Raw genomic sequence first — 18,911 nt, 5'->3', positions numbered from 1 at the left:
CATCAATGGTATACGTAACTTACCACCCATCTTAAATGCTTGTAAGGCTGTCCCATGGCCGATGAAAGGGCCCTCATGACTATAACATGAACTTTTTCGACTCGATTGGCCGTGATCTCTATCGTGTAATCGTAGGCGGCAAATTGCGGTATCTTTTCCCTTTCCGCAAGCATCGACTGGATGGACGCGACGTTGTAATTTTGGAAATTCGAATTAAGCGAAGAAGCATTTGCCGTCTGGACTATGCCGTATTTTTTCATGATCTCGATTGTGGAGTTTGTGACAAAGGTGTAATTGGAAAAGATATTGGCAATTTCAGTCGAGCCTATGCTCTTTTGAGACAAAATCTTTATACTCTTGACATTCGTGCCGATGTAAGTTGCAAAGAACAATTCAGGTATGACGGAAGGCTCTATATTTTGATTGACAAGTCCGTATGTTTTGGCATTTATCATGGCATTCGTGTATATTGGATCTATGTTTTCTATGTTTGCACGTCCATTCGTAAGAAAGACGTTATTTATAGTATTTCCCGTGGTATCTCCGAGTGCAAAAATGAGCCACAAAATAACGGCTCCAGCAAGAAAACCAATCAATATCTTAAGTTCGATAGAGAATTTCAATTTTTATTCTCCTTTCCTATGCTAAGAATTGAAAGGAATGTCTCCTTCGGAATCTCAACACTTCCAAGCATCTTCATGCGCTTCTTTCCCTCTTTTTGCTTTTTGAGCAATTTCATCTTCCTTGTAACATCACCTCCGTAACATTTCGCGAGTACATCCTTTCTGAATGGATTTACCGTGGCTCTTGCTATTATTCTTCCATGGGCCGTCGCCTGAATTGGGATCTCAAATTGATGTCTCGGTATACTTTCGGCTATGCTCTCGACAAGAGCCTTCGCGACGTTGTAGGCCTTTGAGGCGTGAACGACGGTATCGAGAGCCTCAACACGCTCTTTGTTAACAAGAATTCCTATCACGACTAAATCTGACTTTCTGTACTCGTCTATTTCGTAATCCATGGAGGCATATCCATGGCTTATGGCCTTTATCTTGTCGAAAAAGTCAAAGATCATCTCTCCCATTGGCATTTTGAAGTGGAGGGTAACCCTGTTTTTACCGGCATTTTCAGTCGAGACGAATTCTCCCCTCTTTTCATTTTGAATGAAATTCACAAGATCGCCCATAGAATCGACAGGAGTTATCAAGGTCAAATTCACGTATGGCTCTCTTATTTCAATATATGTCCCTTCCGGCGGGATTTTGGAAGGATCTGTAAATCTTTTAACGCTCCCGTCTGCCATCACTATTTCGTATATGACATTTGGAGCCGTCGCTATAATGTCAAGATCGTATTCGTCCTCAAGCCTTTCGATGACTATCTCCATGTGAAGAAGACCAAGAAAACCGCATCTAAATCCAAAACCGAGAGCGGCCGAATTGTCTGGCTCGAAGACAAAGGCGGCATCATTCAATTTATATCTTTCGATGGCCTTCCTGAGGTTATCGTAATCTTGAGGATCAGATGGGTATATTCCGGCGTACACGACGGCCTTCATCTCTTTGTATCCGGGCAAAGGTTTCGTTGCGGGATTTGAATTGAGAGTTATCGTGTCCCCAAGCCGTGCCTGAGAAACCTCCTTCATATTTGCCGCGATGTAGCCAACCTCTCCCGAAGAAAGAGAGTCCGTTGGATACAAATCTGGCGCAAAGATTCCCACTTCAGATACCTCGTGAGACTGGCCCGAAGACATCATTCTTACAAGATCGCCCTTTGAAACCTTTCCATCGACTACCTTGATGTGCGCAACGGCTCCCTTGTAAGGATCGTAATTTGCGCCAAAGATAAGCGCACGCAAGGTATCTTTTTCACTTCCGGAGGGAGGCGGCACGCGTTTTATAACCTCTTCTATGAGTTCTCTTACTCCCTGTCCGGTCTTTGCACTCACAAGAAGCGTCTCTTCTGGCTTTATTCCAAGCGTATCGTAAAGTTCTCTTTGAGTTTCTTCTATATTCGCGTTTGGCATGTCTATCTTGTTTATCGCGGTAACTATCTCAAGGCCGTTGTCTATCGCTAAATAAGCATTGGCTATCGTCTGGGCCTCCACTCCTTGAGTCGCATCGACAAGGAGAATCACTCCCTCGCACGCCGCAAGGCTTCGCGATACTTCATAGGTGAAATCGACGTGGCCGGGCGTGTCTATCAAATTTATCTCGTACCTGTTTCCGTCAACCGAATCGTACATAACCTTTACAGGCTGGGCCTTTATAGTGATACCTCTTTCTCTTTCAATTTCCATGCTGTCGAGGTATTGATCCCTCATCTTTCTGAGATCGACTGAATGCGTCATTTCGAGTATTCTGTCGGCCAAAGTAGATTTGCCGTGATCTATGTGCGCTATTATAGATATATTCCTTATGAATTTTCTCTCGTACATCATTCCACCTTCGAATCAGAAAATTCTGAAAGTTCAACCGGTATTATCGTAGATACACCGTCCATCATCGTTATTCCGTAAAGGGTATCTGCCCTCTCCATTATGAATTTGTTGTGCGTTATGACTATAAATGTGGCAACTTTAGAATATTCCTCGAGCAAATTTATGAATCTTTGAGTGCTGAAATCGTCCAAGGCCGCGTCTACCTCATCGAGGACGTAGAAAGAACTCGGATTTATCATGAGCAAAGAGAAGATAAAGGCAATTCCAACGAGAGACTTTTCTCCTCCGGACATCGTGTAAAGTTTTTGTATCTTTTTGCCCGGCAATTTGACGTTTATCTCAACAGGGGCATCGAGAATGTCAAAGCCTTCGGTAAAGGACATCATGCCGGTACCCTCTGAAAAGAGAACAGATATCATACGGCTGAAATTCTCATTCAACAATTCCATCGTCGAGATGAGTCTCTTCCTTGCCTCCTCGTCCGTCTTTTTTATAACATCCTGAAGGGAATTGTAAGAATTTTCAAGATCCGCGCGTTGGGCAGAAAGTTCGTTGAATCTTTTCTCGACGGCTGTATATTCCTCTATCGAGGAGAGATCGACAGGCCCTAAGAACTTCATCTTCCTTTCGTATTCCTCTATATCGTTGCCGAGACTCTGGAAGGTCTGATCGTCCACTTCAATGATGTCATCCCCAGAGCCGTTGCACTTTTGGAATTCTGCCATCGCCTGATTGATCGAAGATTCGGCCGATACCCTCTCAACGTCGGCAGAGTGAAGAAGTTCTCTCAAAGAAGAGATCTCGTCTCTTTTTTGCGCGATGAGATTCTCTATCTCTTCCATCTTTTTCAAAACCTCTTCTCTGTCTCCCTTGACATTTTTTGCCTTCTCGAACAGATCCTTCTCGTCTCTTCTTACGGATTCGAGTTCTTTCTCTATGTTCTTTAACCTTTCTTCCTTTGATGCCATATCCTGAATTGTGCGCTGAATTTCAGACTCTATAGACGATATATTTGAAGAGAGTTCCTCAATTCTTGCTACAACTCTTGATTTTTCGTTGGAATACCCGCCAAAGCGTTCCCTTACGGAATTCAATTTCATCTTCAAATCTATTATCTCTTCCTGAACCTTTTCCATCTCCTGCCTTCTTCTTATATCCTCGGTCGAGTCATTCTTCTTGACGAGTTCAAGTTCAGAAAGTTCGGAATCTATCTTTCTTATCCTATCTTCCGCTTCGGACACTATCTTTTGATCCTTTTCCATCCTGTTGGAATAGTCCGATCTCATCTTTTCGAGATTGTTGACTTCTCTTTGAAGTTCGGCAAGTTTAGAAATTATCGCGTTCTTGTTTCCGCGCGAATTGTTAAGAGATATATTCTCTTTCAAAAGGGAGGATTCTATCTTTCTTCTATCATCGAGAAGATCCTCGATTCTTTGAGATGAAAGGTTTATCTCATCCTCTATCTTTTTTAATTCCTCAGAAAGTTCGATTATCTGAGACTGCATCTCCTTCAAAAGCCTTCTGTTGGATATAAGATCGACTCTTTCGGATTTTTCAAGGCTTCCGCCAGTTATCGTGCCCGATTGCGAGATTATCTCTCCTTCCAAACTCACTATTCTGTATTTGAAATTGAAATGATCCCTTAAGGCTATGGCATCATCTAAAGTTTTGACGATAAGGTCAGATCCAAAAAGAAAGTTCACGAGATTTTCGTACCCTTTTATCCCTTTGACGAGTTTGAAGGCGTAACCGACGACCCCTTTAAATGAGATCACAGATGGCTGGATTGGGGGCTCTCTCATATCTATCATATCGAGAGGGATAAAGGTTGTCCGTCCGGCATTGTTTTCTTTCAAAAATTGAACGCATTTTTTGGCCACGTCTGAATTTTTGACGACTATATTCTGAACCCTGTTGCCAAGAAGGACAGAGACGGCAACCTCGATGTCTGCCGGCACATTTATCATGTTCGCGACAACATCAACAACGCCGTCTATCTTCGCATTCATGACGCTTCTTGTCGCGTTTGAATACCCGGCATAACTTTCCACATTGTTTGAAAGCAGATCGTACCTCGATTTCAATTCGAAGATCTTCGAAGAGAGTGTATTCTTTCTTTGGCGGAGATTTTTAGAATTTTCTTCGAGTTTTTTCCTTTCTTCGTCTATTTCTTGGAGTTTTTTGTTTTTATACTCAACACTTGATAGAAATTCTGACTCTTCTTTTGAGAATTTATCAAGATCTGCCTGTAATCTTGACGCAGTGGCTTTTTTCTCTTCGATCTGGGCATTTAGAACACTTATCCTTTGATCGAGGTCCTTGTAATTTTCGAATGCCTTCGCCCTCTCAACCTCTTTTGAATTTCTCTCCTTCGTAAGTTCTGATATCTTGCTCTCTATCGCGGCCCTCTTTTTCTGGTCTTTGCTTATCTCCTCGGTGATGGAATTGTAACGTTGCTGGGCATCTGAGAGTTGGCGAGAAATCTCTTCCTCTTCCGATCTTAGGCTCGAAATCAACCTGTTTAACTCCTCAAGTCTTGTCTGGCTCCTTTCTACCTCGGCCTTCATACCGTCTTTCTTCGTTCCAATCTCGACGTAAGAAGATCTCAACGTCGAAAGGGCCGAAGATATCGAATCTTTAAGATCGGAAAGCGTCCTTTCTCTCTGTCTGTAACTTTCCATCTCGCTTTCGAATTTGTTTATGTCTTCCTGAGCGCTCGATGAATACTCTCTCAACTTCGATCCTTCAACCTCAAGACCGAATAATGCCTTTTGGTTCTCCTCGATCTTTTGGTTATATTCGGCGATTCTTAATTTGATTTCCTCGTGCTTTTTGTTATAAACGCTCAAAAGATGGCCAAAGTATTTTCTCTTTCTTTCATTTATTATCTCTTCATATTCTTTGTACTTTTGAGCCCTCTTTGCCTTGAGATTTAAAGATCTCATAGTGTGATCTACCTCGTCCATAACGACTTTGAGTTGATCGAGATTTTCATTCACCTCTTTCAACTTCATAAGGGCTTCATTCTTCCTCTCTTTGTATATCAAGACACCGGCCGCCTCTTCAACGAGAGATTTTATCTGGATGGGAGAAGAGTTAACGAGGTTGGATATCTCCCCCTGACCAACTATAGAATAAAAATCCTTTCCCGTCCCTGTTCCGAAGAAAAGTTCCTCTACATCCTTAAGTCGCGCAACCGCGCCGTTAAGCAAATAGGTATTCTTACCGTCTGACTGGTAGATCCTCTCGACGGATATTTCCTTTCCATCTTCTTCAAATACGGCCTTTACCCACGCCCTTTCGGCCCTTTTCATAGAATTCGATCCAAAATAGAGCACATCGGCCGTCTCGGACATTCTCAACTTGGAATTGGCCCTCTCTCCAAAAAGCCATCTTATCGCGTCGACGATGTTAGACTTTCCCGATCCATTCGGGCCCACTATTGAAACTATTCCATTTTTTATCTCAAAACTCACGTGCGTTCCAAAAGATTTAAATCCTTCTATCTCGAGTCTTACAAGTCTCACCCGATCAACTCCCCGAGCCTTGACACGTAAAGTTCGGCCCAATCATCGAAATAAACGCGCTTATTCCTGACAATGGCACAGACATATTCACTCTCTTCGAATGGTATCTTTATCCTGTTTCTTCCTATTATCTGCGATCTCATATTTTTCGGTCCGCATACACCCAACGCTCCGACCGAATCTATGAATTTTTTGTACATAGCCGAGAGCGCCATCTCTCCAAAGGCCGGATGATAAGGCCCTGCCACAACATTGACGATCGTTTCGCTATCTTGATACATCCCGATTCTTTCTATCTGTATTTTATCATTTTTGAATATGGTTATCATATCGGAGACCACATCCACGGCATCGTCGAGAGTTTGAGGGACATAATCACCGGAAAGAAAGAGCCTTTCAAGTTCGGTATTTTTCAAAACGAGAGTAGGATGGATTCTCACGCTATCTGGACGGAGTTTGGCAACCTCGAAGGCCGAATATATATCGTCCCTTTTCGAATCATTCGGAAGGCCTGTCATAAGATGGATTGAGACTTTTATTCCCGCCTCCTTCAATCTTCTTGCCGCAACTACAACATCTTCGGCCGTGTGATTTCTCTTCGATGCCACAAGCACCCTCTCGACCATCGATTGAGCGCCAATTTCAACATGCATGACACCATTATCGACGAGAAAGTCTACATCCTTTATCTCGTCCGGCCTTGTTGATATTCTTATACCTTTTACCCCGACTCTTAATGCCACATCGTGGACTGTCTTTAAAATCTCCCTCCAGTTTTCCATTGCCGTGAAGGTCCCGCCGTAAAGGCCTATTTCTGAATCTTCATCGGCATGGTAAATCCGGCAGGCATTTACCACCTCATCCTCGATGGAGACGGGAATGGTCTTCATCGTCGCCATCCATTCGTTGCAAAAGACGCATCTGTGCTTGCATCCGGCATTTGGAAAAAAGATGGGAATAACCTTCATTCTTTCAGCCTCTTGTACGCCATCTTCGCGGCCACCTGTTCGGCCTCTTTTTTAGATCTTCCGTATCCTCTGCCGTAAACCTCTCCATTTATCCTGACTTCGAATACGTAATTTCTTCTGTGAGGAGGGCCACTTTCTTCGATAAGCACGTATTCGGGAAGGTTCATGAACTTACTTTGAGTATATTCCTGCAGTGCGGTCTTGTAATCGAAAAACAATTTTTTCTCTATGACTTCCAATATCTTCTCATTCAAAAGGCGCGATATCATCTCTTCGGTCTCATCAAAGCCAAGATTTAAAAAGACCGCGGCCATCACAGATTCAAATGTGTCGGCGTAGATCGAATCGAGTTCTCCTGCCGAGGCCGAACTCAAACTCTTTCCAACGAGGACGAGTTTAGAAAGGCCTATCTCTTTGCTAACCTCGGCGAGTACCTTCTCACTGCCGACGACTGCCTTTATCTTTGCAAGTTCGCCCTCGTTTATGTCTTTGAAAAGTTCGAAGGCGTTGTGGGCTATGACAAGTCCGACAAGCGCGTCGCCGAGAAATTCAAGTCTTTCGTAAGACTCAACCCTGTTTTCATTCGCGTAAGAACTATGTGTTATCGCAACCATGAAAAGATCTGGAAAGGGCAATTCTTTGTTTATGTCCAATATCTTTAAAATCTCCTCGACTCTTTTGTCCAAAATCAGGCCTCCAATAAATTACCTTTATAAATATGCTTTAAAAAAGCATTATAAGTAAGAGGACACGCATTCTTAAAACATTCGGCAACGGCTATCGCGTACCTTTGGATCTCGTACTGAGCGTGCGAATCTGCCCTCTGATTCAAAAAATTCATAAGGCTTCTCGCGTTGACAGTCCAGTACCATTCGGTATAAAGGCTGAGAGGCAAAACCATCCTCGCAACCTCCTTTTTGACGCCCTTCGAGATCAATTCTTTGTAAACGCGGAACGAGCCTTCCATAGCCTCGCGCATCATGTCCGTGTTGTTGTCGCTTCTTTCTGGATCAGGCACGTAGAACTCTTCTTCAAATTCGGTAAACCTTCCGGATCTTTCATTGATGCTCGCGATTCTGTGGCGCATCCATTGTCTGGCAACAAAGATCGGTGCCTTGATGTAAAAGGTAAAGACTATATGTTCAAATGGAGATTCATGACCGAGTTTGGCAAGCAGTTCTATGAGTTTTTCGTCCCTTCGCGGATCCGATTTGGACATGTAAGAAATCCTCGCAGATCTGACGGCGGCCATATCTCCTCCGAGAAGGTCCACCATCTCGACATAACCCTTATCCAGAACTTTGATCTTCACTGTCTTCCCTCCATTGATTCAATTTGTTGTGCAGTGTGCTAAGCCCTATATTGAGCGCCTTTGCGGCCTGAGTTTTATTTCCGTTGAAATACTCCAAAGTCGCCTCGATTATCTTCCTCTCGGCCGATTCGAGACTTTCTCCTATCTGAATCTTCACGTAATTCTTCTCCACGTCCTGAATTTGATTCGAGAGATCCTCTATCTCTATCTCCTTTCCCCTCGCGAATATAAGGGCAGATTTAACTATGTTCTGCAATTCCCTTATATTTCCGGGAAATGGGTAGGACTTCAAAAAATTCAAAGCCTTTTGAGAAAATGGCCTGTATTCGACCTGCATCTGCTTTGAGTAAAGTTTCGCGAAATAATCGGCCAAAAGTGGAATATCCTCGATTCTATCCCTTAAAGGAGGAACCTCTATCCTGACAACATTTATCCTGTAATAAAGATCGTCCCTGAAATTCCCGGCTTTGACCTCCTCTTCGATATTTCTGTTCGTCGCGGATAAGACGCGCACATTTATGTGTATAGGCTCAACGCCTCCAAGCCTTTCGATTTGCGAATTTTCAAGCACACGAAGCAATTTGACCTGCACATTCTTTGGTAATTCTCCTATCTCGTCGAGAAAGATGACACCTCCATCTGCCATCTCGAACTTTCCGGGCTTTGAGGTGTTCGCGCCGGTAAAGGCTCCACGCTCGTATCCAAAAAGTTCGGATTCGAAAAGGTCTTCGGGAATAGCCCCGCAATTAACTGCGACGAATGGACTTTTCGATCTCGTGCTCAACTCCCAGATAGATCTCGCGACGAGTTCCTTTCCGGTACCGGATTCGCCCGTTATAAAGACCGGCACATCTCTCGACGCGACGATTTGAATCATATCCCTTAACTTCCTTATCGAGGGACTCTCGCCAACTATCTTGGTTGGAAGTTTTAGCGAGATATTTTCGAGTTTAAGGCTTCTCGTCTCAAGCGCGCGATTTACCTCTATCGTTAGATTTTCAAGTTCGAATGGCTTTGGAATGAAATTGAAAGCGCCCATCTGAACGGCTTTGACGGCCATGTTGACATCTGCATGGGCACTTATCACTATAACGGCAGAATCTCTCACTATCCTCTCGATTAGGTCCATTCCATTTCCATCTGGGAGCATAAGATCGAGAAGGACGAGATCGTAAGAGTTGTTCTCGATCTCTTTTAAAGCGTCCGACTTTGTCTTGACACTTTTGACGGAATGACCATCGAGATCGAGAGATCGACAGACGAGTTTGTTAAGGCTCAAATCATCTTCAATCACAAGAATTCTCGCCATAAAATCACCTCGAAAGCGGCAACCTTATAATAACACTCGTGCCAACTTCCTTTTGACTTTTAACCTCAACCCTTCCGCCATGAGAATTGACAACCCTTCTGACTATACTCATGCCAAGTCCCGTTCCATTGGTCTTAAGCGTGAAAAATGGCTCAAAAAGATAATCCATATAATCGGGTGGAATTCCACTTCCATGATCTGTGAATGTAATAAGCGCATAATTTTTCATCTTCTCGATTTTGACCTCTATCTTTTCATTGTCCCTCGATGCGTCCATCGCATTGACAAGCACATTTAAAAAGGCAGAATTAAGGGCGTTGTCATCTCCTTCAATCACGAGTTTGTCTGTCAACTTTGTAAATTCTATAGATATTCCCCTCTCCCTTGCCCTTATGCGCGCAAGTTTTATAGACTCTTCCAGCACATCTACAACGTTAAGTGGCTTTAGATCGTAGGTAGTCTTCGAAAAGGTTAGAAATTGCATCGATCTCTCCTCAAGTCTTCTTATCTCTTTGTCGAGAATATCGAGAGTCTCGCGTGCCTCGTCTGAAATGCCTTCTGTCTGTCTTTTGAGCAACTGGACCGAAAGTTTCATAGAAGCGAGAGGGGTCTTTATCTCGTGGGCTATAGAGGCCGTCATCTTACCGAGAAGGGCGAGTTGCTCGGCCCGCCCGAGGGCCTTTTCGAGATTCGAAAGAGCCGTTATATCTTCGAAGATGTAAAGCATCAAAGAGTGAGAGGTATTCATGGGTATCTCCTGAAAGATAAGCCTTTTATCGAGAGTTTTGACCCTAACGACATTTTTGGTCTCATCAAGGATAATACCGTAGAAGCGCAAAAACTCCTCGAACTGTCTTCCCTTCCACTGGCCTCGCGTTGTCGAAAAGATCCTCTCGAGTCCCTTGTTCATAGTCGCTATGTCTTTGTTTTCATCGACTGTAAGAATGCCTTCGTCGAGAGATTCGACTATATTTCTGTATTCGCTGTAGGTCTCAAGCAAACCTTCCCTTTCCCTTTTCAAAGTCTCGGCAAGCCTGTCAACGTCTCTTAAAATCTCGCCAAACTCGCCCCTTAACCCCTTCTGCGGGACTGGATTAAGAGTTATGGAAGTATGCTTTACCCTGTTTAAAAGTTGGATCAAAGGTTCGCTTAAAAATTGGAAAAGAAAGATAGAGGAGGCAAAATAAATAACAAGATCCATCGAGATCATTATAAGCCAGTACTGAAGAGGTGGGGGGTAAAAAAGCACGTAAATGAAAACCTCTATAAATCCTATCAAAGCCATGAGAAAGATCGAAATGACCGTGCCGTATGTGGTCGAACTTTCACTTCTCGAAAATGGCCATATCTTCAAAGTTCAAACCTCCAAGACTATCTCTGATCTTGACGGAAGATTCAAAATCTCTCCCGCCCGGGAATACCGGGACGTTATCTCGACGTATCCACCCAGTCCTTCGCAAACGATGAGTTCATTTTTTCGTCCGGCCCTTCTATCGAGAGATATACTTGATAATTTGCCGTTGATCTTGAGTTTATCCTCCTGAGAAAGACCCATCTTTTCGAGATAATCAAAAGGTATATTCGTAGAAATATCTCCGCGTTCGTTTATAAAAGCAACCTCTCCTTTTATTTTTCCATCGACTATTCCTGCCCTTTTGTGCTTGAGATCGTAAAAAGTCATGTATATACTTCCTATACTCTCAAAATTTCTTCCTTTCGAAAGATCGACGGCAACGGGAATAAGGATATCAAGGACAGATCTCGTAAAAGAAAGGGAAAATTTGACCTCAGGAACATCTATTTCCCTTATCTGTTTCAATCCAAATCTTTCTATTGGAAGTGTAAAGGTACCATTATCAAAGCCTATAAAGATCCTGTCATCTTTTGTGCGAAGCCCAACAGGTCTTCTTGCACTCTCATTTTGACCATCGACAACTATCATAAAAATGGTCGATTTTGGCAAATGGCACGCAAGACGTTCGGCTATGCACGAGGCGACATAAGAATCCCCAAAACTTATTGGGCGCGTAACCTCTATGATCTCCTCCTTCGGAAGCAAATAAGAGAAATTGCCCTTTAAAACACCCATGAATAGATCATCCGATCCGTGATCTGTTATAACGGCTATCATATATCCTCCATAAATTAAAATCAATTAATTATAACATGAAAATGGCAGGTGGCTCGTGGCGGGTAGTGGACGGAAAGGAATTAAGAAAAGAAGCCTATGTATTCTTTCATCGAAATTTCTGATTGTCTCAAAATTGCCACTATAATCCCTGGACCAAGAGTTTCTTTTAAGTGAACTGGTACGACAACAATTTTTCCATTGTTGTTTTAAGTACATGATGACTTCCGCGTATTCTTACAACGGAAAAGCCTTTTAGTTTGAGAAAAGCAACCATATCGGAGTCAGAAATCCTTGGTAATTGTGGACTCATAAGGCTATCTCTTGAACGCCTACGAATTCTATCTTTTCATTTGAAATATCTTCAACCTCAAGGTATCCTTCTATGGCCTCACGCATTCTGCCCATCAATTCATCAAGAGTTTTTGCTTGAGTAAAACAGCCTGGAAGTTCGACAACCTTTCCAACAAGCCAATCATCTTCATCCTTTTCAATCAAAACGGTAAATGCTCTCATCAAACCACCTCGATTCATTATACAACAAAATGGCGGGTGGCTTGTGGCTCGTGGCGGGTGGAAAAGAATTGACAATTGAGAATGGAAAATGGACAATTAAAGACAGCAGGTGACTTGTGGCACGTAGCGGGTGGAAAAATGGACAATTGAGAATTGAAAATGGACAATTAAAAACAGAAGGTAGCACGTAGGGGGTGGAAAAGATAGACACTCTCTCGTAATACCGCACGTAATGCGGGATCGAATTAAAGATCCTCATTTTTATAGTCTTAACTATTATAGTTTATGCTATAATTTTTTAAAAGCACGGGAGGAGTAATAGAAATGTTTTCCTTTGTCGGAAGAGAATCAGAACTAAAAAGGATGGAAGCAGATTTTTCATCAAACGAAAGCAATCTTTACATCATATACGGCAGAAGGCGGGTTGGCAAAACAACGCTGCTTCAAAAGTTTATTGAAAACAAAAAATCAATTTATTTCCTTGCCACCGAAGAAAGCGAAGAATCAAATCTTAAACAGTTTCAAGAGGTTGCTTATGAAAAAACCAAACTTGGGGTTTTAAGACCTGAAAACAGACTTTCATGGTACGACATTTTCGATCTAATTTCATTCGGAGATCAAAAGATGGTTATAGTTATAGACGAATACCAGTATCTTGTCACCGGAAACAAATCCATTTCTTCCATCATTCAAAAGATATGGGATGAAATTTTAAGTAAAAGAAAAGTCATGCTCATACTTTGTGGTTCTATAATAAACATGATGTATGCAGAAACTCTCAATTACACAAGCCCTCTTTACGGAAGAAGAACATCTCAGATCAACTTGAAACCCTTGAACTTTGAAAACTATAAAAGTTTTTTCGAGGACAAAAATATAGAAGAAATCATTGAATTTTACTCAGTTACAGGTGGTGTTCCAAAATACGTAGAAGTCTTTGACATAGAAAGAACGGTGGAAGAAAATGTATCAAAGCACATTTTCGACAAAAACGGTTTTTTGTATGAAGAGCCATATTTTCTTCTTAGAAAAGAATTTAAAGAGATAGGAGTGTACTTTTCAATACTTAAAACAATCGCAAATGGAAGCCATAAACTTTCTGAAATAGCATCAAAAATGGAAGTCGGACAGAACTCTCTTGGCTATTACCTGAGCATACTCGCCCAGATGGATCTGCTTTACAGAGATGTCCCGATAACTGAAATCAATCCTGAAAAAAGCAAAAAAGGTCTTTACTTCTTAAAAGACAATTTCATCTCTTTTTGGTTTAAATTCGTTTATCCGAATAGAAGTTTCCTTGAAATTGGAAATATAGGATACGTTGTTCAAAAGTTTAAGGATGAATTCATAAAGCACGTAAGTTTGGTCTACGAAGAGTTGGCAAGGCAAAATGCAACGGCTTTGGCATCTGAAAGATATTTTGACCATGAAATTTTGAAAATAGGGCGATGGTGGAACGGAGATGACGAAATAGACATAGTCGGGATTGATAAAAGCGGAAAGCCAGCTTTATTCGGAGAATGCAAATACACCAACAAGATTGTCGATATTAAGATTTTGTTCGATCTTTTAAAAAAAGTCGAAAAACACTTTGATTTAACTTCCAAACCAGAATTTTTGATTTATTCAAAATCATCATTTTCACAAGAGTTGATAAACTATGCTCGGGAGAATAAAAACGTGCACCTTTTTAAAATCTTCGATTCGATATATTAGGCTCAAAATGTCTCCTCTAAAAACGGCGGGTGGCTTGTGGCTCGTGGCGGGTGGAAAAAATTGACAATTGAGAATTGAAAATGGACAATTCTTTAACTATTTTTACAGTTCATCTCTCGATATGCCAGCCTCTTTCAGAATCTCAAGCAAAGTACCGATTGGAAGATCCACTTTATGAAATGGAACAACAACTCTCCTCTTTGTCTTTTCATTAAAGTAAATTCTATGAGAGCCTTTCACTCTATCAAGAACAAATCCATTTTTTTCAAGTATTTCTATTATTCTTTTCGAATTTACGGACAGAAACTTGCTCATAGAGTAAGTGTATACTCGAGAATATTTTCTTCGTTTGGAATCTGCTCTCCATGAGCCTTAAGAGATTCTAAGTAAAGTTTTATCGCTTCACGTGCCATTTTTATCGACTCATCTATCGTATTCCCAAAAGTTACACATCCCGGAAGAGATGGAACGATAACTGTATATCCTCCTTCAGGCTCTTTCCTTAAAAATATCCTGTAATTAAGGCTCTCCAATTTTATCACCCCGATTCATTATAACATGAAAATGGCGGGTAGCAGGTGGCTTGTGGCGGGTGGAAAAAATGACACACTAAATGATATAATGAAAATGAAAGTCAATTTAACCGCATCTCAAAAATGTTTCAAAGAGGTACCTTATGAATAATGTCAGATCCAAAAATGGTGTTCCTATAAGATTGACAGATGAAAGATGGTTTCATATCACTGAAGAACACTCGGAAATGGCCGGTTACTATTATGACGTTCTTGAAACTATAGAAGAACCAGATGTGATTTATGAAGGAAAACTTGGTGAACATATCGCTACGCGTGAGATAGAAGAAGGGAAATATTTGGTATGCGTATATAAAGAAACGAATCTAAAAGACGGTTTTGTGATTACCGCTTTTTTCACCAAAAGAAAACGTCAACTTGAAAAGAGGCGAAAAATATGGCAACGAAAGAAATGAAAAAAATATTAGATATCGTGCCTGATCTTTTGTCAATACCATATTCAAGAATTTGGACTTCTTATGATAAAGAAGCCGATGTTTTGTACATCAATTTCAAAAAACCAAGTCATGCTGATGATTCGGAACTCACGGATGATGATACCATAATAAGATACGAAAAAGGCGAAATTGTAGGAATAACCATTTTAAATGCAAGCAAGAAAGGCAAATCAAAGAAGTTAATAAAACCTAAAAATTTGGCGTAACGGTGAAATATATACCACCAAAACAGCAGGTAGCTCGTGGCGGGTGGAAAAAATTGACAATTGAAAATGGACAATGAAAAATGGCGGGTAGCAGGCAACACGTAGAGGGTAGAAAAAATTGACAATGGAAAATGGACAATGAAAAATGGCGGGTGGTGTATGGCTCGTGGCGGGTGGAAAAAATTGAGAATGGAAAATGTCTGATGGTTTAGAAGTTTTCGGCAGATAAGTAAAAGATTCTAATTATTCATTTCTCTGGATCTAATCTTTTTCGTATCAACAATCCATATTTTTTGAGAAGGATCTTCTTTTTCAATAACTTTCAAAAGTTTCTTTAGTACAAGTATTATACGATCTATGGTTTGCTTGTTCATCCTTAAAATTATTATTCCAGGATGAGTACCAGGCTGATATTGACGTATATCTGAAAAATCGAGATCAAGCGTTACTAAAATCCTTTTTTCTTTATTACAGATTTTAGAAATAACTTCATCACTACATCCTTGCAAATTTTCATCAAAAACAGATAAAGTATCTATTCCCGCATTTTTGAATAACTCAATTCCTTTTATGGGTATGTTCTCGTCAAATTTAAACTTTAATTCTAATGGTTTCACGAAAATGTTTTAATCCTTTCTTTGGCAAGTTCTGAAGCATACGCAATGGTTGCCCTTATATCCTCTACACTCAAAGATGGATAGTTTTTAATGATATCTTCATAACTTTTACCTTCTGCCAGATTATCAAGTATCACAGAAACCATAATTCTTGTACCTGCTATGCAGGCCTGACCGTGACATATATTTGGATCAACTGTTATCCTTTTAAGAAGATCCTTGAAATTCTTCCCGCTCATAAAAAATCACTCCTCGTTGATGACGTAATCATTCAAATCGATTATAACACAGGAAGAATTGACAATTGAAAATGGCGGGTAGCAGGTGGCACGTGGCGGGTGGAAAAATTGACAATTGAGAATGGAAAATGGACAATGAAAACCGTTGTTTTTTTTACAAGTTTTCTTTAAATTCATCAATAGAGATTTCAAGTGTTTCAATTATACTTTTTACTATCTTTGGATGCAGGGTCTTACCGGCATGATAGGGAATTGTTATTCTTTTGTTTAGTTTATTTTTGAAAATCATATGACTTCCACTTTGACGGGATAAAGTGAAACCATAATTTTTTATAACTCTAATTGCTTCATCAGGAGTTACAACAGGAAAAACACTCATATCTCAACAGTCGTCAAAGTTACAGAATCAACAAAGGGTATTTGTTCATTATTTTCAATTCTATCTTCGATATGAAGTTTAATGGCATCTTTTATATTTTCAAGGGCTTCTTCATAATTATCGCCCTGCGAATAGCATCCCTGCAATTGAGGACAATAGGCATAATAACCATCTTCGTCCTTTTCTATTACAACCGTAAATACTCTCATCAAATCACCCCGATTCATTATAACATGAAAATGGCGGGTGGCAGGTGGCACGTGGCGGGTGGAAAAAAATTGACAATTGAGAATTGAGAATGGACAATTGAAAATGGCGGGTAGCAGGTGGCAGGTAGGTTGTAGCAAAGTTTCATTTGATATACTGAATGCTTTTCGCTATATCAATCAAATACAATTTTTGATCTCTCATAAGATCCTAATTTCTTCTTCCAAAATTTTGTTCTTTATTGAAGGTTTTATGGCATTATACTCGACAAGATCTACGCTTTTGCCAAGAATTTCCTCTATTTCCAATTTCATTCTTATATAATCGAACAAACTCAGATTATCATCTAATTCTATCAGAATATCGACATCGCTTTGAATGTTATCTTCTCCTCTTGCAACAGATCCAAAAATTCCGGCTCTTTTCACGTTATATTTTTTAAATACAGGAAGTATCTGTGATCTTATAAAATCAACTTTATTCATCACATCACCTCGACTCATTATAACATGAAAATGGCGGGTGGTGTGTGGCTCGTAGCGGGTGGAATACGACAATGAAAAATTGACAATTGAAAATGGACAATTGAAAATGGGCGATGGGAAATGAAAAGTTGAAATTTTTAAATCAAAAAACGTCAATAAACATCTTCTCTGTTTCCTATTTTTAATATGTAAATTTTTTTCTTTTTCCAATCAACATCAAAAAGCACTCTGTAATTTCCTACTCTTAATCGGTAATCTGCAAGAGGATGAGAAGAGAGCTTTTTCAGGTTAGGTAAGTTGGGGAAATATTTTAACAATTCTATTTGTTCTTTTATTTTTGTAAGATCTTTCCTGTCAATCCTCAAAATATCTTTTTTGACACTTTTAGCGTAAAAAATCTCAAACTCCATCCCAAAAATCCTTATGAGATAGGATATGACCTGTCTTTATTTCTTCGCGTCTATCTTCTATTTCTTCCCTCAATTTTTTGTATTTTTCATTTTTTAAGAGTTCTTCAACAAAGAACGACAATTTCTCTTTATCTTCATCGTCAAGTTTATCTATAAAATAACGAATATCGACTCTTTGATTTTTGGCCAATTTCATCACCCCGATTCATTATAACATGAAAATGGCGGGTAGCAGGTGGCTTGTGGCACGTAGAGGGTGGAAAAAAATTGACAATTGAGAATTGAAAATGGACAATTAAAAATGGCGGGTGGTGTGTGGCTCGTGGCGGGTAGAAAAATGGACAATTGAGAATTGAAAATGGACAATTGAAAAATTTGATATGGATTTTACATAATCACCCTGATGATGGAAGGCAAGATCGATTCTAAATGGGGGTCAAATGTTGAATTTTTCCAAAAAATCTTTTGGAGAATACACTTTAAGATTCTTTATATTTTGAAAGTGCTTGATATTACCAGTTATTAAGGGAATATCTCTGTAAATGGCGACTTCTATGAAAGAAAGATCTGAAGGATCAAGAAGATCCGCTTTTATTGGTTCTGGAGTGATCAAAACAGACTCACTCTCAATAAATTGCAAAAGCGCTTCCGTGTAAATTTTTGGAAAATCAAATTTTGGGCTTCTCAAAACTCTATCGTACTCGATTAGTATTCTTGCATCAAGATTTAAAATTAATCTACCATTTAAAACGAAGTTCAATATATCTGCCGGAATACCTTTTGGATTTATTATTCCTGAAATTAGAACGTTGGTATCAAGTACGACGTTCATATCTCTTTTTTTATCTTCTCAATTTCATTTATTATTTCTTCATCTGACAAAAGATCAAGCCCTTTTTTAACAGAATAAAAGCGCAATTTTTCAAGAGCCGTTTGAGCTCTTAATCTTTTTATATTTCTAATTTGTTCTTCTATGTCATCTTCTGCTTTTAGAACTATCGCCTTGGGTTTACCGTTGACCATTATAACAGTTTCATCCTCCGACCAAAGCGCGGCCGGATTGTTTCTGATCTCTTTGCTTGTAATGAATTTCACCTCTTCCACCTCCTAAAATTTATTATACAATATATCATATTAAAGATCCTACCTAAAGAATTGACAATTGAGAATTGATAATGGACAATTAAAAATGGCAGGTGGCTGGTGGCACGTGGCGGGTAGAAAAAATTGAGAATTGAAAATGGAAAATTGAAAAATGGCGGGTAGGTTGTGGCAAAAAAGAAATAGACATTAGTGAATAGAGATTAGGGATTCAAAAAGTAGCCTATGGCAAAAATAAAACAATGATGCGTGATCAAGACCGTTATGAGTAACGCGTGATCGGTAATCGGCAAAGACAAAAAGCATTATAAAAAAACAACC

Annotated in this window: 24 protein-coding genes; 3 read left to right on the top strand and 21 right to left on the bottom strand. The window is 40.1% G+C overall.

The genetic code is table 11. The features are described 5' to 3' along the window. Positions 1–2: 2 nt before the first annotated feature. The 10 genes from ATHSA_RS03245 to ATHSA_RS03200 form a co-directional block, all read right to left on the bottom strand. Complete coding sequence (locus ATHSA_RS03245; protein ID WP_161847726.1) at positions 3–623, bottom strand: hypothetical protein; 621 nt, start codon at positions 621–623, stop codon at positions 3–5. Continuing rightward, positions 620–2,437: a translation elongation factor 4 gene (gene lepA / locus ATHSA_RS03240; protein WP_161848921.1), complete on the bottom strand. Its 1,818-nt coding sequence runs from the start codon at positions 2,435–2,437 to the stop codon at positions 620–622. The genes ATHSA_RS03245 and lepA overlap by 4 nt, the downstream gene beginning before the upstream one ends. Beyond that, complete coding sequence (gene smc, locus ATHSA_RS03235) at positions 2,437–5,967, bottom strand: chromosome segregation protein SMC (RefSeq protein ID WP_161847725.1); 3,531 nt, start codon at positions 5,965–5,967, stop codon at positions 2,437–2,439. The genes lepA and smc overlap by 1 nt, the downstream gene beginning before the upstream one ends. Next, the gene (locus ATHSA_RS03230; RefSeq protein ID WP_161847724.1) at positions 5,964–6,935 is read right to left on the bottom strand and encodes an elongator complex protein 3; all 972 of its coding nucleotides are present in this window, start codon (positions 6,933–6,935) and stop codon (positions 5,964–5,966) included. The genes smc and ATHSA_RS03230 overlap by 4 nt, the downstream gene beginning before the upstream one ends. Next, the gene (rnc, locus tag ATHSA_RS03225) at positions 6,932–7,621 is read right to left on the bottom strand and encodes a ribonuclease III (RefSeq protein WP_161847723.1); all 690 of its coding nucleotides are present in this window, start codon (positions 7,619–7,621) and stop codon (positions 6,932–6,934) included. Before rnc ends, ATHSA_RS03230 begins: the two co-directional genes overlap by 4 nt. 2 nt (positions 7,622–7,623) lie before the next feature. Continuing rightward, positions 7,624–8,247, bottom strand: coding sequence for an FAD-dependent thymidylate synthase (gene thyX / locus ATHSA_RS03220; protein WP_161847722.1), 624 nt, complete (start codon positions 8,245–8,247; stop codon positions 7,624–7,626). Continuing rightward, positions 8,225–9,556: a sigma-54-dependent transcriptional regulator gene (locus tag ATHSA_RS03215; RefSeq protein WP_161847721.1), complete on the bottom strand. Its 1,332-nt coding sequence runs from the start codon at positions 9,554–9,556 to the stop codon at positions 8,225–8,227. Before ATHSA_RS03215 ends, thyX begins: the two co-directional genes overlap by 23 nt. A 4-nt stretch (positions 9,557–9,560) precedes the next feature. Continuing rightward, positions 9,561–10,910, bottom strand: a complete 1,350-nt coding sequence (locus ATHSA_RS03210; protein WP_161847720.1) for a sensor histidine kinase — start codon at positions 10,908–10,910, stop codon at positions 9,561–9,563. A 3-nt stretch (positions 10,911–10,913) separates the two neighbouring features. Continuing rightward, positions 10,914–11,687: an SAM hydrolase/SAM-dependent halogenase family protein gene (locus ATHSA_RS03205; protein WP_161847719.1), complete on the bottom strand. Its 774-nt coding sequence runs from the start codon at positions 11,685–11,687 to the stop codon at positions 10,914–10,916. Between the two features lie 306 nt (positions 11,688–11,993). Next, positions 11,994–12,200 (bottom strand): type II toxin-antitoxin system HicB family antitoxin, encoded by a 207-nt coding sequence (locus ATHSA_RS03200; protein WP_161847718.1) that lies wholly within the window; start codon positions 12,198–12,200, stop codon positions 11,994–11,996. A 324-nt stretch (positions 12,201–12,524) separates the two neighbouring features. Between ATHSA_RS03200 and ATHSA_RS03195 the strand changes: the two genes are divergently transcribed. Beyond that, positions 12,525–13,916 carry an ATP-binding protein gene (locus tag ATHSA_RS03195; RefSeq protein ID WP_161847717.1) on the top strand — a complete coding sequence of 464 codons (1,392 nt, stop codon included), beginning with the start codon at positions 12,525–12,527 and terminating at the stop codon, positions 13,914–13,916. Between the two features lie 102 nt (positions 13,917–14,018). Here ATHSA_RS03195 and ATHSA_RS03190 read toward each other — a convergent pair whose 3' ends face one another. Continuing rightward, complete coding sequence (locus tag ATHSA_RS03190) at positions 14,019–14,231, bottom strand: type II toxin-antitoxin system HicA family toxin (protein ID WP_161847716.1); 213 nt, start codon at positions 14,229–14,231, stop codon at positions 14,019–14,021. Then, on the bottom strand, positions 14,228–14,449 hold the full coding sequence (locus ATHSA_RS03185) for a type II toxin-antitoxin system HicB family antitoxin (RefSeq protein WP_161847715.1): 222 nt from the start codon (positions 14,447–14,449) through the stop codon (positions 14,228–14,230). The genes ATHSA_RS03190 and ATHSA_RS03185 overlap by 4 nt, the downstream gene beginning before the upstream one ends. A 143-nt stretch (positions 14,450–14,592) precedes the next feature. Between ATHSA_RS03185 and ATHSA_RS03180 the strand changes: the two genes are divergently transcribed. Beyond that, positions 14,593–14,904, top strand: a complete 312-nt coding sequence (locus tag ATHSA_RS03180; RefSeq protein ID WP_161847714.1) for a PBECR2 nuclease fold domain-containing protein — start codon at positions 14,593–14,595, stop codon at positions 14,902–14,904. Next, positions 14,901–15,152, top strand: a complete 252-nt coding sequence (locus tag ATHSA_RS03175) for a DUF2283 domain-containing protein (protein WP_408626221.1) — start codon at positions 14,901–14,903, stop codon at positions 15,150–15,152. Before ATHSA_RS03180 ends, ATHSA_RS03175 begins: the two co-directional genes overlap by 4 nt. A 239-nt stretch (positions 15,153–15,391) precedes the next feature. Here the strand turns inward: ATHSA_RS03175 and ATHSA_RS03170 are convergent, their stop codons facing one another. From ATHSA_RS03170 to ATHSA_RS03130, 9 genes are all read right to left on the bottom strand, one after another. After that, positions 15,392–15,769 carry a DUF5615 family PIN-like protein gene (locus ATHSA_RS03170; RefSeq protein ID WP_161847712.1) on the bottom strand — a complete coding sequence of 126 codons (378 nt, stop codon included), beginning with the start codon at positions 15,767–15,769 and terminating at the stop codon, positions 15,392–15,394. After that, on the bottom strand, positions 15,766–16,008 hold the full coding sequence (locus ATHSA_RS03165; protein ID WP_161847711.1) for a DUF433 domain-containing protein: 243 nt from the start codon (positions 16,006–16,008) through the stop codon (positions 15,766–15,768). Before ATHSA_RS03165 ends, ATHSA_RS03170 begins: the two co-directional genes overlap by 4 nt. Positions 16,009–16,162: 154 nt before the next feature. After that, on the bottom strand, positions 16,163–16,387 hold the full coding sequence (locus tag ATHSA_RS03160; RefSeq protein WP_161847710.1) for a type II toxin-antitoxin system HicA family toxin: 225 nt from the start codon (positions 16,385–16,387) through the stop codon (positions 16,163–16,165). After that, entirely contained in the window at positions 16,384–16,596 is a 213-nt protein-coding gene (locus ATHSA_RS03155) for a type II toxin-antitoxin system HicB family antitoxin (protein ID WP_161847709.1), read from the bottom strand. The genes ATHSA_RS03160 and ATHSA_RS03155 overlap by 4 nt, the downstream gene beginning before the upstream one ends. A 198-nt stretch (positions 16,597–16,794) precedes the next feature. Then, positions 16,795–17,079, bottom strand: a complete 285-nt coding sequence (locus tag ATHSA_RS03150; protein ID WP_161847708.1) for a nucleotidyltransferase family protein — start codon at positions 17,077–17,079, stop codon at positions 16,795–16,797. 152 nt (positions 17,080–17,231) lie between these two features. Further along, on the bottom strand, positions 17,232–17,489 hold the full coding sequence (locus ATHSA_RS03145; protein WP_161847707.1) for a type II toxin-antitoxin system RelE family toxin: 258 nt from the start codon (positions 17,487–17,489) through the stop codon (positions 17,232–17,234). Beyond that, entirely contained in the window at positions 17,479–17,685 is a 207-nt protein-coding gene (locus tag ATHSA_RS03140) for a hypothetical protein (protein WP_161847706.1), read from the bottom strand. Before ATHSA_RS03140 ends, ATHSA_RS03145 begins: the two co-directional genes overlap by 11 nt. A gap of 240 nt (positions 17,686–17,925) precedes the next feature. Continuing rightward, positions 17,926–18,321, bottom strand: a complete 396-nt coding sequence (locus tag ATHSA_RS03135) for a putative toxin-antitoxin system toxin component, PIN family (RefSeq protein ID WP_161847705.1) — start codon at positions 18,319–18,321, stop codon at positions 17,926–17,928. Next, positions 18,318–18,584, bottom strand: a complete 267-nt coding sequence (locus ATHSA_RS03130; protein ID WP_161847704.1) for a hypothetical protein — start codon at positions 18,582–18,584, stop codon at positions 18,318–18,320. Before ATHSA_RS03130 ends, ATHSA_RS03135 begins: the two co-directional genes overlap by 4 nt. Positions 18,585–18,911 lie beyond the last annotated feature (327 nt).

This window comes from Athalassotoga saccharophila (assembly GCF_009936215.1).
Classification (GTDB): Bacteria; Thermotogota; Thermotogae; order Mesoaciditogales; family Mesoaciditogaceae; genus Athalassotoga; species Athalassotoga saccharophila.
Note: the sequence above shows the minus strand (reverse complement) of the source record. Positions and strands in the feature narration are given on the sequence as shown.

Coding starts and splice junctions, on each gene's coding strand:
- ATHSA_RS03135 (WP_161847705.1), bottom strand. CDS start 18,321: ATGAACGTCGTACTTGATACCAACGTTCTAATTTCAGGAATAATAAAT.
- ATHSA_RS03205 (WP_161847719.1), bottom strand. CDS start 11,687: ATGATAGCCGTTATAACAGATCACGGATCGGATGATCTATTCATGGGT.
- ATHSA_RS03230 (WP_161847724.1), bottom strand. CDS start 6,935: ATGAAGGTTATTCCCATCTTTTTTCCAAATGCCGGATGCAAGCACAGA.
- ATHSA_RS03180 (WP_161847714.1), top strand. CDS start 14,593: ATGAATAATGTCAGATCCAAAAATGGTGTTCCTATAAGATTGACAGAT.
- ATHSA_RS03200 (WP_161847718.1), bottom strand. CDS start 12,200: ATGAGAGCATTTACCGTTTTGATTGAAAAGGATGAAGATGATTGGCTT.
- ATHSA_RS03195 (WP_161847717.1), top strand. CDS start 12,525: ATGTTTTCCTTTGTCGGAAGAGAATCAGAACTAAAAAGGATGGAAGCA.
- lepA (WP_161848921.1), bottom strand. CDS start 2,437: ATGTACGAGAGAAAATTCATAAGGAATATATCTATAATAGCGCACATA.
- ATHSA_RS03160 (WP_161847710.1), bottom strand. CDS start 16,387: ATGAGTGTTTTTCCTGTTGTAACTCCTGATGAAGCAATTAGAGTTATA.
- ATHSA_RS03165 (WP_161847711.1), bottom strand. CDS start 16,008: ATGAGCGGGAAGAATTTCAAGGATCTTCTTAAAAGGATAACAGTTGAT.
- ATHSA_RS03145 (WP_161847707.1), bottom strand. CDS start 17,489: ATGGAGTTTGAGATTTTTTACGCTAAAAGTGTCAAAAAAGATATTTTG.
- ATHSA_RS03175 (WP_408626221.1), top strand. CDS start 14,901: ATGAAAAAAATATTAGATATCGTGCCTGATCTTTTGTCAATACCATAT.
- ATHSA_RS03215 (WP_161847721.1), bottom strand. CDS start 9,556: ATGGCGAGAATTCTTGTGATTGAAGATGATTTGAGCCTTAACAAACTC.
- ATHSA_RS03190 (WP_161847716.1), bottom strand. CDS start 14,231: ATGAGCAAGTTTCTGTCCGTAAATTCGAAAAGAATAATAGAAATACTT.
- ATHSA_RS03155 (WP_161847709.1), bottom strand. CDS start 16,596: ATGAGAGTATTTACGGTTGTAATAGAAAAGGACGAAGATGGTTATTAT.
- ATHSA_RS03140 (WP_161847706.1), bottom strand. CDS start 17,685: ATGAAATTGGCCAAAAATCAAAGAGTCGATATTCGTTATTTTATAGAT.
- ATHSA_RS03150 (WP_161847708.1), bottom strand. CDS start 17,079: ATGAATAAAGTTGATTTTATAAGATCACAGATACTTCCTGTATTTAAA.